13 protein-coding genes are annotated in these 15503 nt (G+C 70.5%); 3 read left to right on the top strand and 10 right to left on the bottom strand.

Translation table 11 applies throughout. The features are described from left to right. Nucleotides 1–191 precede the first annotated feature (191 nt). Nucleotides 192–644: a helicase associated domain-containing protein gene (locus tag RY94_RS03730; RefSeq protein WP_043441937.1), complete on the bottom strand. Its 453-nt coding sequence runs from the start codon at nt 642–644 to the stop codon at nt 192–194. A 141-nt stretch (nt 645–785) separates the two neighbouring features. Here RY94_RS03730 and RY94_RS03725 point away from each other — a divergent pair, with 141 nt between their 5' ends. Together RY94_RS03725 and RY94_RS18310 are read left to right on the top strand one after the other, a co-directional pair. Next, complete coding sequence (locus RY94_RS03725) at nt 786–1397, top strand: TetR/AcrR family transcriptional regulator (protein WP_043441934.1); 612 nt, start codon at nt 786–788, stop codon at nt 1395–1397. 365 nt (nt 1398–1762) lie between these two features. Continuing rightward, entirely contained in the window at nt 1763–2131 is a 369-nt protein-coding gene (locus RY94_RS18310) for an endonuclease domain-containing protein (RefSeq protein WP_052273901.1), read from the top strand. A gap of 115 nt (nt 2132–2246) precedes the next feature. On the opposite strand, the gene paaZ is transcribed toward RY94_RS18310, so the two are convergent. From paaZ to RY94_RS03700, 4 genes are read right to left on the bottom strand one after another with little or no spacing between them, the layout of a single operon-like run. Next, nucleotides 2247–4334, bottom strand: a complete 2088-nt coding sequence (paaZ, locus tag RY94_RS03715) for a phenylacetic acid degradation bifunctional protein PaaZ (RefSeq protein ID WP_043441932.1) — start codon at nt 4332–4334, stop codon at nt 2247–2249. A gap of 14 nt (nt 4335–4348) precedes the next feature. Then, nucleotides 4349–5299, bottom strand: coding sequence for a 3-hydroxyacyl-CoA dehydrogenase family protein (locus RY94_RS03710; RefSeq protein WP_052273900.1), 951 nt, complete (start codon nt 5297–5299; stop codon nt 4349–4351). Then, the gene (locus RY94_RS03705; protein ID WP_043441929.1) at nt 5296–6036 is read right to left on the bottom strand and encodes an enoyl-CoA hydratase/isomerase family protein; all 741 of its coding nucleotides are present in this window, start codon (nt 6034–6036) and stop codon (nt 5296–5298) included. Before RY94_RS03705 ends, RY94_RS03710 begins: the two co-directional genes overlap by 4 nt. After that, nucleotides 6036–7244, bottom strand: coding sequence for a thiolase family protein (locus tag RY94_RS03700; RefSeq protein WP_043441926.1), 1209 nt, complete (start codon nt 7242–7244; stop codon nt 6036–6038). The genes RY94_RS03705 and RY94_RS03700 overlap by 1 nt, the downstream gene beginning before the upstream one ends. Nucleotides 7245–7412: 168 nt before the next feature. Here RY94_RS03700 and RY94_RS03695 point away from each other — a divergent pair, with 168 nt between their 5' ends. Then, nucleotides 7413–9608: a S9 family peptidase gene (locus RY94_RS03695; protein ID WP_043441924.1), complete on the top strand. Its 2196-nt coding sequence runs from the start codon at nt 7413–7415 to the stop codon at nt 9606–9608. Here the strand turns inward: RY94_RS03695 and RY94_RS03690 are convergent. The 5 genes from RY94_RS03690 to RY94_RS03670 are packed head-to-tail and all read right to left on the bottom strand — an operon-like array spanning nt 9539 to nt 15280. Continuing rightward, a complete protein-coding gene (locus tag RY94_RS03690; protein ID WP_043441922.1) occupies nt 9539–10618 on the bottom strand; it encodes a LacI family DNA-binding transcriptional regulator in 1080 nt (359 codons plus the stop codon). The genes RY94_RS03695 and RY94_RS03690 overlap by 70 nt on opposite strands. Continuing rightward, the gene (locus RY94_RS03685; protein WP_043441920.1) at nt 10618–12087 is read right to left on the bottom strand and encodes a glycoside hydrolase family 1 protein; all 1470 of its coding nucleotides are present in this window, start codon (nt 12085–12087) and stop codon (nt 10618–10620) included. Before RY94_RS03685 ends, RY94_RS03690 begins: the two co-directional genes overlap by 1 nt. After that, nucleotides 12084–12998, bottom strand: a complete 915-nt coding sequence (locus RY94_RS03680; RefSeq protein WP_043441918.1) for a carbohydrate ABC transporter permease — start codon at nt 12996–12998, stop codon at nt 12084–12086. The genes RY94_RS03685 and RY94_RS03680 overlap by 4 nt, the downstream gene beginning before the upstream one ends. Then, a complete protein-coding gene (locus tag RY94_RS03675; protein ID WP_043441917.1) occupies nt 12995–13984 on the bottom strand; it encodes a carbohydrate ABC transporter permease in 990 nt (329 codons plus the stop codon). The genes RY94_RS03680 and RY94_RS03675 overlap by 4 nt, the downstream gene beginning before the upstream one ends. Before the next feature lie 3 nt (nt 13985–13987). Then, entirely contained in the window at nt 13988–15280 is a 1293-nt protein-coding gene (locus RY94_RS03670; protein WP_043441914.1) for an ABC transporter substrate-binding protein, read from the bottom strand. Nucleotides 15281–15503 lie beyond the last annotated feature (223 nt).

Genomic DNA, 15503 nt, shown 5'->3' with positions numbered 1-15503 from the left:
GGCATCGGGCCACTTCGGGGGCGGCGGCGCGGGGCGGCTGGGGCGGCAGCAGGTTCGCGCCTCGGGGCGGCGACTGGATTCGCGCCTCGGAACAGTTGGTGCGGCGACGGGTTCGCGCCTCGGGGGCGGCGATGGCTGGAGGTGTCACTGGTCCACGGCTCGTGGACGGGGTGCGGCGGTCGAGCCCGGCGTCAGCCTGCCCGGGCCAGCGGCGCGTCCCGGCTGTCCTGGCTCCCCGCCAGGATCTCCCGCAGCGCCCGGGCGGGTCCGTTCTCCACGGCCCGGGAGGAGAGCTGGGCGTTCATCCAGGCGGCGAGCCGTTTCTCCCCGGCGCACGCGGGGGACGTGAGCGACGGCAGCCTGCCCTCGTCCTGGAGGAACTCGGAGATGCTGTCGACCTTGAGCCAGGCCGCCCCGGTGCGCTGATGCTCGACCGGCTCCTCGGAGAGCACCCCCGCGGCGCAGAGCTTGGCACGGTGTTCGGGTGTCAGGCGGCCGGCACGGGCGGCCTTGCGCTGCTCGTCGAGCCACATGGCCAGACGGTGCTCCCCCGGGGTGGACGCCCTGAAGTACGGATCGCGGCCCTCGCTGTCGCGGAAGGTGATGAGTGCCCGCAGGCGGAGATCCCAGGAGGTCGTTAGCACGGGGAGCGCCCTTTCGGAATGGAACGGGTGATAATGATAAGCCTACTACCTACTAGGCAGGCTAACTATCACCCGTTAAGAGTGATCTTCCGCCGTTCCCCTGCCGTTCGACCAGCGGGACAGTCATGCAAAAATGAGCGTATGACCGTCGATGGAACCCGCCCCGCCGCCGCCCGGCGCGGACGTCCCGGGTACGACCAGCAGTCGGTCCTGACCGTCGCGGTCGCGGCCTTCAACCGGCACGGCTACGAGGCGACGTCGATGGGCATGCTCGCCGAGGAACTCGGCCTCAGCAAGTCCGCGATCTACCATCACGTGCCGTCCAAGGGGGATCTCCTGCGGCTGGCCCTCGATCATGCGCTGGGCGGCCTGGAAGCGGTGCTGCAGGATCCGGGGGCGCATGCCGGTCCCGCGGATGCCCGGCTCGAGTTCGTGCTGCGGGGGACCATCGCCGTCCTGACCGAACGCCTCCCCTTCGTCACCCTGCTGCTGCGGCTTCGCGGCAACACGGAGATCGAACGGGAGGCGCTGGAGCGGCGCAGGGCCTTCGATCGCGAGGTTGCGGCACTCGTCGATGCCGCGCGGCACGAGGGCTCCATCCGGAAGGACATCGACCCGAGGACCACCACGCGCCTGATCTTCGGCACCATCAACTCCATCGTCGAGTGGTACAAACCGGGCGGACCCCTGACCGCCGAGAAACTCTCCGACGACGTCATCCACATGGTGTTCGACGGCCTGCACCGGCGCTGACCGGCGCTTGCCCTTGCCTGGACGTCGATTCTGCCCGCCGAAGTGCTGCGCTCGATGGGCATCCTCGGTCATGCCCATCGACTCGTCCGATCCGGTGGGCAGGACCGCGAATGTCCTGACCGCGTGAGCCGGTGTCGACGGGCAGGACCGCGAGCGCCTCGTCCACATACGCCGCTCTTATGTGCCGGCGGCTCGAAGATGCTGTCAGGGTCCCTCCATGAACCCCTGCGATGCATTGACGGCCTTCGGCGGTGTAGCCCGCAGCAAGCAGCTCCTGGGGGCGGGCGTCAGCACGCACCGGCTCAGGCTCGCCCTAGAGCGCCGTCGTACTGGGCCGCCTCCCGCTCGCCCGGCTGCGGGAGGCTGTGGGAGGACGGAGAGACGGGGCCCTTCGCCGGATCGTCGGTCTCGTCGATCCGTATTCCCAGTCCCTCATCGAGACGGTGGCCCGCTACCACCTCCGATCCGCAGGGTTCAGCACGCAGTCGCAGGTGTACGTCCGGGGCGTGGGCCGACTCGACCTGTATGTCGACGGTATTCTCGGCATCGAAGCTGACGGCCGGCAGTACCACAGCGACCGCCGCGCGTTCGAGGAGGACCGCCGCCGCTGGAACCTGCTCACCACTCGGGGAATCCCGATCCTTCGTGTGACCCATGACCTGCTGACCCGTCAACCGGATCAGTTCCTGACACTCGTGCGGGCCGCCGTCGCCGCACGCCGGCCCGGCGACTGAGGGGTCTCGGTGGGCATGAAGGTTGATGCCCACCGAGGCCCGCCGGTCGGTGGGCGGAGTCGGCGAAACCGTGGGATCAGCGGACCGTGGCGGGACCGAACCCGGGTGTCGCCCGCTACTTCCGCACGAGGGTCAGGACGTCGTAGGTCGCCACGATCTCGTCGTCCTGGTTGTGCAGGACGGCGTCCCAGGCGACCTCCCCGTACTCGTCCGTCTCGCGCGGGGTGATGCGCTTGGCCGTCAGGGTCACGCGGATGGAGTCCCCTGCAGCCACCGGCGTGATGAACCGGAGGTTCTCCAGGCCGTAGTTCGCGAGCACGGGCCCGGGAGCGGGGTCCACGAACAGGCCGGCGGCCCAGGACAGCAGCAGGTACCCGTGGGCCACGATCCCCGGGAAGAACGGGTTCGCGGCCGCCGCCTCCTGGTCGGTGTGCGCGTAGAAGGTGTCCCCCGTGGTCTCCGCGAAGGCCTCGATGTCCTCGAGCGCCACCCGGCGCAGCCCCGACCGCACGGCGTCGCCGATACGCAGCGTCGCCAGGTCCTTCCGGAACGGGTGGACGTCGTCGAACCGGCGGTCCGCGCCCGTGTGCCACTCCCCCGTGATGCTCGTGAGCATGTTCGGCGAGCCCTGCACGGCGGTGCGCTGCATGTGGTGCAGCACCGAGCGCATGCCGCCCAGCTCCTCGCCGCCGCCCGCGCGCCCGGGGCCGCCGTGCACGAGGTGCGGGACCGGCGAGCCGTGGCCCGTGGAACTGCGGGCGTCCTCGCGGTTGAGGATGAGGACGCGGCCGTGGTGCGCCGCGATCCCGAGCACGAGTTCCTGCGCCACCGCGGGGTCGTTGGTGCACACCGTGGCGACGAGGGAGCCCGCACCGAGGGCGGCGAGACGGACGGCGTGCGCGAGGTCGTCGTAGCCGATGACGGACGCGACCGGCCCGAACGCCTCCACGGAGTGCAGGGCGCCGGCCTCGACGTCCTTCCACGTGAGCAGCACCGGTTCCATGAACGCGCCGTCGGGCGCTTTCCCGGTCGTGTTGTCGGCGAGCACGACGTCGGGCGCGTCCAATGAGCCGAAGGCCAGGGAGGCTCCGCCGTCGAGCAGTTCGCGGACGGCACCCTGCACACCCTCGAGCTGCGCGAGGGACGCGAGCGCGCCCATGGTGACGCCGTCAGCCCTCGGGTCACCCAGCATCACCCGTGAACGGATCCGCTCCCCCGCGGCACGCACGACGTCGTCGACCAGGTCCTGCGGCACGATGGACCGGCGGATGCTCGTGCACTTCTGGCCGGCCTTGACCGTCATCTCGGTGACCAGGGACTTGATGAAGGCCTCGAACTCGGGGGTCCCCGGCACGGCGTCCGGACCGAGGATCGCGGCGTTGAGGGAGTCGGTCTCGCACGTGAAGCGGACGCCGCCGCGTTCGACGGACGGGTGGGACTTCAGGTGGTTCGCGGTGGACGCCGAGCCGGTGAAGGACACGAGGTCGCGGTAGTCCAGATGGTCGAGGATGTCGCGGGCCGGCCCGGAGACGAGCTGCAGGGACCCCTCGGGGAGGATCGCGGAGCCGACGATGAGTTTCACGACGGCGGCCGTCAGGAAGCCGGTGGGTGTGGCCGGCTTCACGATCGTGGGCACCCCGGCGAGGAACGCGGGGGCGAGCTTCTCGAGCATGCCCCATACGGGGAAGTTGAAGGCGTTGATCTGCACCGCGACACCCGGGATGCGCGTGTGGATGTGCGTGCCGAGGAAGGAGCCGTCCTTCGACAGCACCTCGGGCGGGCCGTCCACGATCACGTGCGAGTTCGGCAGCTCGCGGCGTCCCTTCGACCCGAACGTGAAGAGCACACCGATGCCGCCGTCGATGTCCACCATCGAGTCGACCCTCGTGGCACCGGTCTTCGCCGACAGCTCGTACAGCGGCTCGCGCTGCGCGTTGAGGTACTGCGCGAGCTCCTTGAGCTTCAGCGCGCGCTCGTGGAACGTGAACCGGCCCAGGGCCGCCTGGCCCGTGGTCCGCGCGAAGCGGACGGCGGCGGCGGTGTCGATGCCGGCCGTGCTGACGATGGCGAGGTCCTCACCGGTGCTGGCGTCGCGCACCACGATACCGTCGCCCTGCGCGGCGGTCAGGTCGGGCGTCCACCAGGCGTCCTCGAGGAAGCTGGGGACGACGTCGATCCGTACTCGTTCCGGGGCGGTTGTCATGGTCCGCTCGCCTTTCACTGGTGCTGCCGGGATGGGTTCTGGTCGGTGGGGGCCGACGGCGGGGCGTCGCCCCAGGTGAAGAAACCGCGGCCGCTCTTGCGACCGAGCTCACCGCGCGCCACCTTCTCGCGGAGGATCGCGGGCGGACCGAAGCGGGGCCCGAGGGTGGCCTCGAGGTACTCGGCGATGCCGAGGCGGACGTCCAGGCCCACGAGATCCGTGGTGCGCAGCGGGCCCACGGGGTGCCGGTAGCCGAGGACCATGGCGGCGTCGATGTCCTCCGCCGTGGCGACGCCCTCCTCGAGCATGCGCATCGCCTCCAGGGCGATGGCCACCCCGAGCCGCGAGCTCGCGAACCCCGGGGAGTCGCGGACGACGACGGGCGTCTTGCCGAGCGCCGCGACCCAGGACCGGGCGGCGTCCTCGAGCTCGGCGGAGGTCCCCGTGCCGAGGACCACCTCGATCAGGGCCGATGCCGGGACGGGGTTGAAGAAGTGGAGCCCGCAGAACCGGGCGGGTCGCTGCAGGGCGCCCGCGAGTGCGTCGACGGAGAGGGACGAGGTGTTCGTCGCGAGCCAGGCGCCGTCGTCGAGCACGTCCTCGACGGCCCGCAGCGCCTGCCGCTTCAGGGCGGGGTCCTCGGGGACGGCCTCCACCACGAGGCCGCACCCGCGGAAGTCGGCGTAGTCCGTGGACACGGCGATCCGGGCTTCGAGGTCCGCGAGCGGGGCCGCGGTCGTCCCGCGCTCGACACTGCCGGCGAGGGCCCGGGTGACGCGGCCGAGGCCTGCCTGCGCCGCGGCGTCGTCCCGTTCGACGACGACGACACTCGATCCGGCGAGGCAGAACGCGTGGGCGATACCCGCGCCCATGCGTCCGCCGCCGAGGACGCCGACGCGCGCCGGGATGCCGGTGGGGATGCTGGCAGGGATGCCGGTCGGGATGCTGGTGGGGTCGCCGCTCATGAGTCCTTCTTCCGGTCGAGGAACCGCTGCATGCGGTCGAACTTCGCGTCGGACTCGAAGAGGACGGCCTGCGCCAGCTGGTCGATCACCGGGTGCGCGTCCCGTGGCGCGTGGAAGACGCTCTTGGTGATGCGGACCGCGAGCGGGTCCTGCCGCGCGATGCGGTCGGCGAGCGCGTGGGCCGCCGGCAGGAGGTCCTCCGGCGCGTGGATCTCGGTGATGAGGCGCGCGGCCAGGGCCTCCTCTGCGGACAGGATGCGCCCGGCGAGCAAGATCTCGAGGGCGAGGGGCTCCCCCACGAGCTCCTTGAGCCGCCAGCTGGCGCCGGCGGCGGGCAGGATGCCGAGGCCCGTCTCCGGATTGCCGATCCTGAGGCGCGGTGTCCCGAGACGGAAGTCCGCCGCGAACGCGAGTTCCGCGCCCCCGCCGAGCGCGAACCCGTCGAGCGCCGCGATGACGGGCATGGGTAGTCCGGCGATGCGCGCGAAGAGCGTCGAGTTGATGCCGGCCAGGGCGTCGTCGCGCCGGCGCTCGCGGAGCTCGGCGATGTCGGCGCCCGAGGCGAAGACGCCGTCGGACCCGGTGAGGATGAGCGTGCGCGGTGACTGCTCGAGGTCCCGGCACACGGCGTGCAGCTCGTCGACCATGCGGCGGTCGATCGCGTTGCGGGCCTCCGGCCGGTCCAGGGCGACGACGAGGCGGCCGGGTGCGTCAGTGAGCGTCAGCGACGACGGCATCAGACGGCCTCGACGAGCAGGGCCGTGCCCTGGCCGACGCCGACGCACATGGTGGCGAGGCCGAGCCCCCGGGACGGGCCGGCGAGTTCGCGCTCGAGCCTGCCGAGCAGGGTGACGGCGATCCGGGCGCCCGAGGATCCGAGGGGGTGGCCGAGCGCGATCGCACCGCCGTCGCGGTTCACGATCCCCTCGTCGAGCCCGAGCCGGCGGATGCACGCGAGCGACTGCGTGGCGAACGCCTCGTTGAGTTCGACGGCGCCGAGCTGGGCGACGGTGAGCCCGGTGCGCCCGAGCACCTTCTGCGTGGCCGGGACCGGGCCGATGCCCATGATCTCCGGCGGGACGCCCGCGGACGCGCCGTCGAGGATGCGGGCGCGCGGCGTCAGTCCGTACCGCTCGATGGCCGCCTCGGAGGCGACGATGACGGCGGATGCGCCGTCGTTCAGTGAGCTGGAATTGCCGGCGGTGACGACGCCGTCCGGGCGGACCACGGGGCGGAGCCCGGCGAGGACCTCGAGCGTGGTGTCGGCCCGCGGCCCCTCGTCGGTGTCCACCGAGAACGAGGTCCTGCCGCGGTTCACCAGTACGGGGACGATCTCGTCCGCAAAGCGCCCGGCGTCGATGGCCGCGAGGGCCCGCTGGTGGGACCGGAGCGCGAAGGCGTCGGCGTCGTCGCGGCTGATGCGGTCAAGCGCCGCGAGTTCCTCCGCGGTCTCGGGCATCGAGTACGTGGCCTTGTCGCGGGCGGCGAGCAGCGGGTTGGTGAAGCGCCAGCCGATGGAGGTGTCCACCACGGCGCCGGGCTTCGCGAAGGCCTTGGCGGGCTTCTCCATGACCCACGGCGCGCGGCTCATGGACTCCACCCCGCCGGCGATGACGATGTCCGCGGCCCCGGCCTTGACCATGTGGGACGCCATGATGATGGCGGAGAGCCCGGAGGCGCAGAGCCGGTTGACGGTGATGCCGGGGACGCTGTCCGGGAAGCCCGCGAGGAGGGACGCGAGCCGTGCGACGTTGCGGTTCTCCTCCCCGGCGCCGTTGGCGTTGCCGAGGATCACCTCGTCCACGGTGGCGGGGTCGACGCCGGCGCGCTGCACCACGGCGGAGAGCACGAGCGCCGCGAGGTCGTCCGGGCGGACGCCCGAGAGGGCCCCGCCGTAGCGGCCCACGGGGGTGCGGACACCACCCACCAGGAAAGCCTCGGCCATGTTCGTCTCCCTCGTCGTCGTGGTGGGCCCGCTCCTGCCGAACGAATTACAGCACGAATTACCGAACGTTCGTTCTGTAAAGGCCTGCTCCAGAATTGCACGGCCGCCCAGCACGGTCAACCGGCCGCTGCAGCGGGGCCCCGGACCGGCAGTGGCAAGATGGAAGCCATGACCGCTGACGCCACCAGGACCGAGATCCCCCTCCCCTCGCCCGCCCGGAAGGTGCCCTCCGAGCGCACCCACCACGGGGACACGTTCATCGACCACTACGAATGGATGCGCGACAAGGAGAGCCCGGAGCTGATCGAGCACCTCGATCGCGAGAACGCCTACACCGAGGCCGTCACCCGCTCCCAGGCACCGCTGCGCGAGGCCATCTTCAGCGAGATCAGGGACCGGACGCAGGAGACGGACCTGTCCGTGCCCGCCCGGAAGAAGGGCTGGTGGTACTACTCCCGCACCGAGGAGGGCAAGCAGTACGGCATCCAGTGCCGGGTGGCCGCCCGGGACACCGGCGATCCCAGCCGCGACTGGACGCCGCCCGTGGTGGTCCCCGGGCAGCCCGTCCCCGGCGAGCAGATCATGCTCGACGGCAACGAGCTCGCCGAGGGCAAGCCGTTCTTCTCCCTGGGCGGCCTGTCCGTCACCGAGGACGGCACGCTGCTCGCCTACAGCGAGGACAATGCCGGCGACGAGCGCTTCACGCTGCGCATCAAGAACCTCCTGACGGGGGAACTGCTGCCGGACGCCGTGCCGAACGTCTTCTACGGCCTGGCCTTCTCCCCGGACGGCGCGCGGGTCTACTACACCGTCGTCGACGACTCCTGGCGCCCCTACCAGGTGCGGGCGCACACGCTGGGCACCCCGGTCGAGGAGGACGCCGTCGTCTTCCAGGAGGACGACGTGGCCCTGTGGACCGGATTCGAGGTCTCCGCGGACCGCACGCAGCTGCTCATCAGCATCGGCTGCTCCGAGTACAGCGAGTACCGCGTCCTGGACCTCGCCGCGCCGGAACGCGGCCTGACCACGCTGCTCTCCCGCGACGAGCGCATCCTGTACGACGTCGAGCCCCTCACCCTCGACGGCGCGTCGTACTACCTGCTCACCCACGACCGTGGCGCGAAGAACTCGATGGTGAGCCTCGTGGCCGCGGGCGAGTTCGCGAAGCCGCTGGCCGAGCAGTCCTGGACGACGGTCGTCCCGCACGACGACGCCGTCCGCGTCGAGGGCGCCACCGTCACCCGCACCCACCTCGTCCTGTCCGTCCGCAAGGACACCATCGAGCGCGTGCAGGTCCTGCCCCTGGCGGGCCTCGGGACATCCGGGCAGGGCGTGCCCGCGGAGCCCGACTTCGACGAGGAGCTGTTCACGAGCAACCTCGCCAATGCCGAGTTCGACTCCCCGATCATCCGGCTCTCCTACACGTCCTATCTGACCCCTCCGCGCGTCTACGACTACGTGCTCGAGGACGGTTCGCTGGAGCTGCGGAAGGAGACCGAGGTGCGCGGCGGCTACGACCCCGCCGACTACGTCGCCGAACGGCACTGGGCACCGGCCGCGGACGGGACGCTGATCCCGCTGTCCGTGATCCGCCGTGCGGACCTCGCCCAGGACGGCACCAATCCGGGCATGATCTACGCGTACGGCAGCTACGAGGTCAGCATGGACCCGGCGTTCTCGATCGCCCGGCTCTCCCTGCTGGACCGGGGCATCGTCTTCGTCGTCGCGCACATCCGCGGCGGCGGCGAGATGGGCCGCAGCTGGTACGAGCAGGGCAAGAAGCTGGCGAAGAAGAACACGTTCACGGACTTCGTGGACGCCACGACCTACCTCGGCACCTCGGGGTGGGTGGACGCCGACCGGATCGCGGCGATGGGCGGGTCCGCGGGAGGGCTGCTCATGGGAGCCGTCGCGAACCTGGCCCCGGAGAAGTACCGGGCGATCGTGGCGCAGGTGCCCTTCGTGGATGCCCTCACGACGATCCTCGACCCGCACCTGCCGCTCTCGGCGCTCGAGTGGGAGGAGTGGGGCAACCCGATCACGGACCCGGCGGTGTACCGGTACATGAAGGAGTACACGCCCTACGAGAGCGTGCGCCCCGTGGCCTACCCGCGCATCGCCGCGGTGACCAGCTTCAACGACACGCGGGTGCTCTACGTGGAGCCCGCGAAGTGGGTGGCCCAGCTGCGCGAGACCACCACGGGCACCGAGCCGATCGTCCTCAAGACCGAGATGGACGGCGGCCACGGCGGGGCGAGCGGCCGCTATTCGCGCTGGCGCGACATCGCCTGGGACTACGCGTTCGCGGCGGACGCGGTGGGTGCGACGGCGGTGCTGGCCCGTTCGACGAGTTCCGTCGAGTAGATGACGGGCTCCGGGTGCGAGCCCGGGGCCTCGATCTCCTCGAGGAGCATCGTCCCCGCCCTGACGGCCATCTCGACCATGGGCTGCGTGATCGTGGTGAGGGGCGTCGGCGCCGTCCCGGCGACCGCATGGTTGTCGTAGCCGATCACCGCGATGTCCCCGGGGACGGTCCTCCCCGTGGCCTGGACGGCCTCGATCACGCCGAGCGCCATGAGGTCCGATGCCGCGAAGACGCCGTCGATGTCCGGGTGGTCGGCGAGCAGCCTCCGGACCGCCGACGCGCCGCCGTCGGTGGTGAAGTCGCCGTGCACCACGGGCGATGCGGGCAGCCCCGCCGCGGCGAGCCCCTCGTTCCAGCCGCGCAGTCGGTCGACGGCTGCCGTCATGTCGGCCGGACCGGCGACGGTCGCGAGGCGGCGGCGGCCGAGTCCGATGAGGTGCCGGGCCGCCAGCCGGCCACCGCCCACGTTGTCGGAGTCCACATACGTGACGTCGTATCCCGTGTCCCATGGACGGCCGATGAAGATGGTGGGAAGGCCCGTTTCGGCGAGCGACCTCGCCCAGGAGTCGGCCTCGTGGTGCGAGACCACGATGGCACCGTCCACGTGTCCGCCGCGCAGGTAGCGCAGCGTGCGGGACGAGTCGTCGTCGGTCCGCGACATCAGCAGCACCAGCTGCACGTCGGTCTCCCGGAGGGCCTCCGTGATGCCGGTGATGACGACGGCGAAGAAGGGATCCATCATGACGCGGACGTCGGGCTCAGGGATGACCAGGGCGATCGAGGACGTCCGGCGCGTCACGAGGCTGCGGGCCGCCCGGTTGGGGATGTATCCGAGGGCGACGACGGCGCGGTCCACCGCCGCCTGGGCCTCGGGGCTGACGCGGTCCCCGCCGTTGATGGCGCGCGACGCAGTGGACCGCGACACCCCGGCCGCCAGCGCAAGATCCTCGAGCGTGGGACTCGGGCGGCTTGCGGTCCGGCGTATCGACCTGGGCGGGGACGTGTTCATCATCCCGACAATACGACACCCGCCGTCCCGGCGTCCTGCGTCGAACCGATGTCCGGCACGGTGTTCGAGGCGGCCAGGCGCGCGTACCAGAGGGCACTCGCCTTCGGGGTGCGCTGCAGCGTCTCGTAGTCCACCCGCACCAGGCCGAAGCGCTGGTGGTAGCCCCAGGCCCATTCGAAGTTGTCCATGAGCGACCACGCGAGGTAGCCACGGAGGTCCACGCCGTCGTCGATCGCGTCCTTCATGGCCCGGACGTGGGCGTCGAAGAAGCCGAGGCGGTCCTGGTCGTCCACGAAGCCGTCGGCGTCCGCGACGTCGTCGTAGGCGGCGCCGTTCTCCGTGACGTAGATCGGGATGCCGGCGGGCCCCGTGTACTCGTCCTGCAGCCGGTTGAGCAGGCGGCGGAGCCCCTCGGGCTGCACCTCCCAGTCCATGGCCGTCACGGGCAGACCCCGCGGGACGGAACGGACACCGTGCGCGGCGACGTAGGGCGAGGAGACCGGACGCTCGAGCGGGGCGTGGGCCTCCTGCGGCGCGGCTTCGGCCGCCGGCGTCATGGTCACGGCCTCGCCGTGGTAGTAGTTCACGCCCAGCACGTCGATGGGGGTGCCGATGATGTCCAGGTCGCCTGCGCGGATGTGGTCCGCCAGCCCCAGATGCTCGACGTCGCGGAGGACGTCCTCGGGGTAGGCGGCCCGCAGCACGGGGTCGAGGAAGATGCGGTTGAACTGCCCGTCGATCCGCCGGGCGGCGTCGCGGTCCGCCTCGCTGGCGGGATCGCGGGGATCCGGGACCGTGAGGTTCAGGGTGATGCCGAGCGTCGCCCCGGGGTCGCGGCGGCGCAGCTCCTGCGTCGCGAGTCCGTGCCCCAGCAGCAGGTGGTGCGCGGCGGCGAGCGCCGCCGTCGGCTCCTGCCGGCCGGGCGCGTGCACACCGGCGGCGTAGCCGAGGAACGCCGCGCACCAGGGCTCGTTGAGCGTGGTCCAGATGCGGACGCGGTCACCGAGGGCCTCGTGCATCACCGCCGCGTACTCGGCGAAGCGGTAGGCCGTGTCCCGGTTGGTCCAGCCGCCCTCGTCCTCGAGCGCCTGCGGGAGGTCCCAGTGGTACAGGGTGAGCCAGGGCTTGATCCCGGCGGCGATCAGCTGGTCCACGAGGCGGGAGTAGAAGCGGATGCCCTCGACGTTCGGCGTCACGCCGTCCGGCATGCAGCGCGACCACGACGTGGAGAAGCGGTACGCCTGCAGGTTCAGGCTCTTCATGAGCGCGACGTCGTCGGCCGAGCGGTGGTAGTGGTCGCAGGCGACGTCGCCGTTGTGGGCGTCCGCGACGGCGCCGGGGACGCGGGAGAACGTGTCCCAGATGGACGGCCCCCGTCCGCCCTCGCGCGCTGCGCCCTCGATCTGGTAGGCGGCGGTCGCCGCGCCCCAGAGGAAGCCCTCGGGGAAGGTGATCTCGGTACTGCTCATCCTTTGACTGCTCCTTGCATGATTCCTGAAACGAGTTGGCGTCCCGCGACTGCGAAGAGGAGCAGCAGGGGGATGGTGGAGAGCACGGCTCCGGCGAGCACGATCGAGTAGTCGACGAAGTGCGCGGCCTGGAGCAGCTGCAGTGCCACCGGGAGGGTGGGGTTGGACGGGTCCAGCACGATGAAGGGCCAGAAGAAATTGGTCCAGGTGGCGACGAACGTGAACAGGGCGAGCATAGCCGCCGCCGGGCGCGCCGCAGGCAGTCCCACGTACCAGAATGCCTGGATCATCGACGCCCCGTCGATGCGCACGGCCTCGATCAGCTCGTCCGGCAGCGCGTCCCGGAGGTACTGCGTCATCCAGAAGACACCGAACGCCGTGACGACGCCGGGCACGATGACCGCCCAGAGCGACCCGGTCCAGCCCAGCTTCGCCATGACGATGAACAGCGGCACCACGCCGAGCTGGGTGGGCACCGCCATGGTGGCGATCACGAACACCAGGAGGGCCTTGCTGCCCCGGAACCGGAGCTTGGCGAAGGCGAACCCGGCCAGCGTGGAGAACAGGACCACGGAGAACGCCGTGACGGTCGAGACGAGGACGCTGTTGCCGAGCGCCTTCCAGAACGGGATGGTGTCGAGCACACTGGCCGCATTCGCGAGGAAGTTGCCGCCCGGTACGAGGGGCACGCCCTTGCTGATGACCGAGCTGTCATGGGTCCCTACGAGGAAGGACCACCAGAGCGGGAACACCGAGCCGAGGATCACCGCCGCCAGGAAGCCGTAGGTCAGGAACCCCGGCCGGCGCGCGGTGCCGCCGGGGGCGCCGCGGCGCCGGGAGCCGAGGCCCCGCTGGGCGGCACGGGCGGCCCCCTTGCCCGCGGTCTGTTCGATCATGGGGATGGAGCTCATCGTCGGCCTCCCTGGGTGGCGATGCGGCGGGTGATGAGGAAGTTGGCCATCGCGATGACCACGATGATCAGGAACAGCAGCCAGGCGACCGCCGAGGCCCTGCCGAAGTTGCGCTGCCCCCAGCCGAGCTCCCAGATGTACATGGTGAGGGTCTGCCACTGCCGGTCCGCCCCACCGAGGCCCGCCTGGTCGAAGACCCTGGCCTCGTCGAAGATCTGGAGCCCCCCGATGGTCGCCGTGATCACCACGAAGATGATGGTCGGCCGCAGCATCGGGACGGTGACGGAGAAGAACTGGCGGAGCCGTCCCGCGCCGTCGATGGTCGCCGCCTCGTAGACGTCCCTGGGGACGGCCTGCATGGCGGCGAGGAAGATCAGCGCGTTGTAGCCGGTCCAGCGGAAGTTGACCATCGTGGCGATGGCCGCGTGGCTCGCGAGCGAGTCGGAGTGCCAGCGGACCGGGTCCAGCCCTATCCCCGTCAATATCTCGTTGACCAGGCCTGCCTGGTCGGCGAAGAGGTTGTTGAAGATCAACCCGACGGCCACGGGGGCCACCACGAACGGTACGAGGACGCCCATCCTCCAGAACGTCCTGGCCCGGAGGTTCGCATCGAGCACCGCCGCGATGGCGATGGCGAGGACGACCTGCGGGACGGATGAGAGGAGGAAGATGCTGAACGTATTGCCTACCGCGTTCCAGAAGAACGGCTGCGCGAGAACGAACGCGTAGTTCTCCAGTCCCGTGAAGTCGCCCTGGCCTCCGATGAGGTTCCAGGAGTGGAGCGAGACCCACGCCGTGTAGAGCAGGGGGAACAGTCCGGTGATGGCGAAGAGGAGGAAGAACGGCGAGATGTAGAGATACGGGGACAGCTTGACGTCCCACTTCGACACCTTCTGGGAGAAGGCCAGCCGCTTGACGCTCGTCCCGCGCGAGGCCCGCGGGTTCGTGTCGGGAGGTGGGGGTTGGACCCGGTCCGTGACGGCCATGGGCTACAGAGCGCCTACAGCGGTGACGAACTTCTCCCAGGAGGAGGCGGGGTCGTCGGTCTCGTCGACGTCGACACGGGTCAGGGCCTGCTGCATCGCATCGTTGATGGGGAAGTACTTGGCGCCCTTGAAGGGCCTGACGTCGATCGCGTTGGCGCGGTTGACGAGGATCTCACCGGTCGGGGCGTCGTTGAAGAACGCGTTGGTCTGGCCCAGCAGCGTCTCGCTCTCGAGCGCGTCGACCTGGCTGGGGAAGTTGCCCTTCGACTCGAAGGCCTTGATCTGCTGCTCCGGGGCGGTGAGCCACTCGGCGAGCTTCTTGGCCTCGGCCTGGTTGGCGCCCTGGGTGGGGATGGTCAGGTAGGACCCGCCCCAGTTGCCGGCGCCGCCGGGGAAGACATCGGCGATGTCCCATCCGTCGATGCCCTCGGCGTTGCCCTCGATGATGCCGAGCATCCAGCCCGGGCAGAGCTTCGTGGCGAACGCGTCGGACTGGAAACTGGCGGTCCAGTCGTCCTCCCACTGGGTGAGGTGGGCGGAGAGGCCGTCGGTGACGGAGGCCTGGAGGACCTGCTCGTAGATGTCCTTGACCTCGGGGTTCTCGGTCGCGATGACGGTGCCGTCGTCCTCCTCGTAGGCGTTCTCGACCTGGTTGATCATGCCCTGGTAGGTGGCTCCGGCGGAGTCGAACCAGGCCGTGCCGTCGCTGGCGGCGACGAACTTCTTGCCGGCGTCGAAGTAGTCCTGCCAGGAGCCGTCGAGCATGTCCGCGACGGACTCGCGGTCGCTGGGGAGCCCGGCCTTCTCGAACAGGTCGGCGCGGTAGCAGACGGCCTGGGGCCCTGCGTCGGTGCCGTAGCCGATGAGCTGCCCGTCCTCGGTGGTGGCGGCAGCGCTCTTCCAGTCGAGCCAGCGTCCCTCGACGGCGGGGTCGCTGAGGTCGGCGAACTGGTCGGAGTACTCGAGCAGCTCGGGCAGCCAGTCCATCTCGATGCCCTCGATGTCGGAGAGCCCGGATCCGGCGGCGAGCCGCGTGGTGAGGTTGTCGCGGGCCTCGTTCGAGGTGGCTGCCTTCTTGTGCTCGATGGTGACGTTCGGGTTGAGCTCCTCGTATTCGGTGAAGAGCTCCTCGTAGCCGAATTCGTTGAACGTGCCGACCGAGAGGGTGACCTCCTCGGTGCCGGTCTCCCCCTCCACTCCGGCGTTCTCCTCGCCGCCCGAACCACAGGCGGCGAGGGTGAGTGCGAGGCATGCGGCCGCGGCCGAGAGGGCGGTGATTCGTGCTCGGTTCTGCACGGGTGACTCCTTTGTCAATTCGGATCACACTGCGTCCGCAGCGGATTCTGGGTGGAACTTCCTGGTGGTCTCCGCGTCCGCTGGAGGACGCAGGCCGGAACGGTCGACTGGTGCGCCTTCTTCAGGAGGTCGAAGACGCCGACGGGACGCGGGAGCGCACGAATGAGCCTTCCGCGGGTGCAGGGTGTGGTACCGGCGAGGGGTGCGTTCCCACCTGTGACAC

This window comes from Arthrobacter sp. L77, assembly GCF_000816565.1.
In the GTDB taxonomy this organism is placed as follows: Bacteria; Actinomycetota; Actinomycetes; order Actinomycetales; family Micrococcaceae; genus Arthrobacter_D; species Arthrobacter_D antioxidans.
Note: the sequence above shows the minus strand (reverse complement) of the source record. Positions and strands in the feature narration are given on the sequence as shown.

Excerpts from the sequence above, each read along its gene's own strand:
- RY94_RS03725 (WP_043441934.1), top strand. The coding sequence starts at position 786 with ATGACCGTCGATGGAACCCGCCCCGCCGCCGCCCGGCGCGGACGTCCC.
- paaZ (WP_043441932.1), bottom strand. The coding sequence starts at position 4,334 with ATGACAACCGCCCCGGAACGAGTACGGATCGACGTCGTCCCCAGCTTC.
- RY94_RS03710 (WP_052273900.1), bottom strand. The coding sequence starts at position 5,299 with ATGAGCGGCGACCCCACCAGCATCCCGACCGGCATCCCTGCCAGCATC.
- RY94_RS03705 (WP_043441929.1), bottom strand. The coding sequence starts at position 6,036 with ATGCCGTCGTCGCTGACGCTCACTGACGCACCCGGCCGCCTCGTCGTC.
- RY94_RS03700 (WP_043441926.1), bottom strand. The coding sequence starts at position 7,244 with ATGGCCGAGGCTTTCCTGGTGGGTGGTGTCCGCACCCCCGTGGGCCGC.
- RY94_RS03695 (WP_043441924.1), top strand. The coding sequence starts at position 7,413 with ATGACCGCTGACGCCACCAGGACCGAGATCCCCCTCCCCTCGCCCGCC.
- RY94_RS03690 (WP_043441922.1), bottom strand. The coding sequence starts at position 10,618 with ATGAACACGTCCCCGCCCAGGTCGATACGCCGGACCGCAAGCCGCCCG.
- RY94_RS03685 (WP_043441920.1), bottom strand. The coding sequence starts at position 12,087 with ATGAGCAGTACCGAGATCACCTTCCCCGAGGGCTTCCTCTGGGGCGCG.
- RY94_RS03680 (WP_043441918.1), bottom strand. The coding sequence starts at position 12,998 with ATGAGCTCCATCCCCATGATCGAACAGACCGCGGGCAAGGGGGCCGCC.
- RY94_RS03675 (WP_043441917.1), bottom strand. The coding sequence starts at position 13,984 with ATGGCCGTCACGGACCGGGTCCAACCCCCACCTCCCGACACGAACCCG.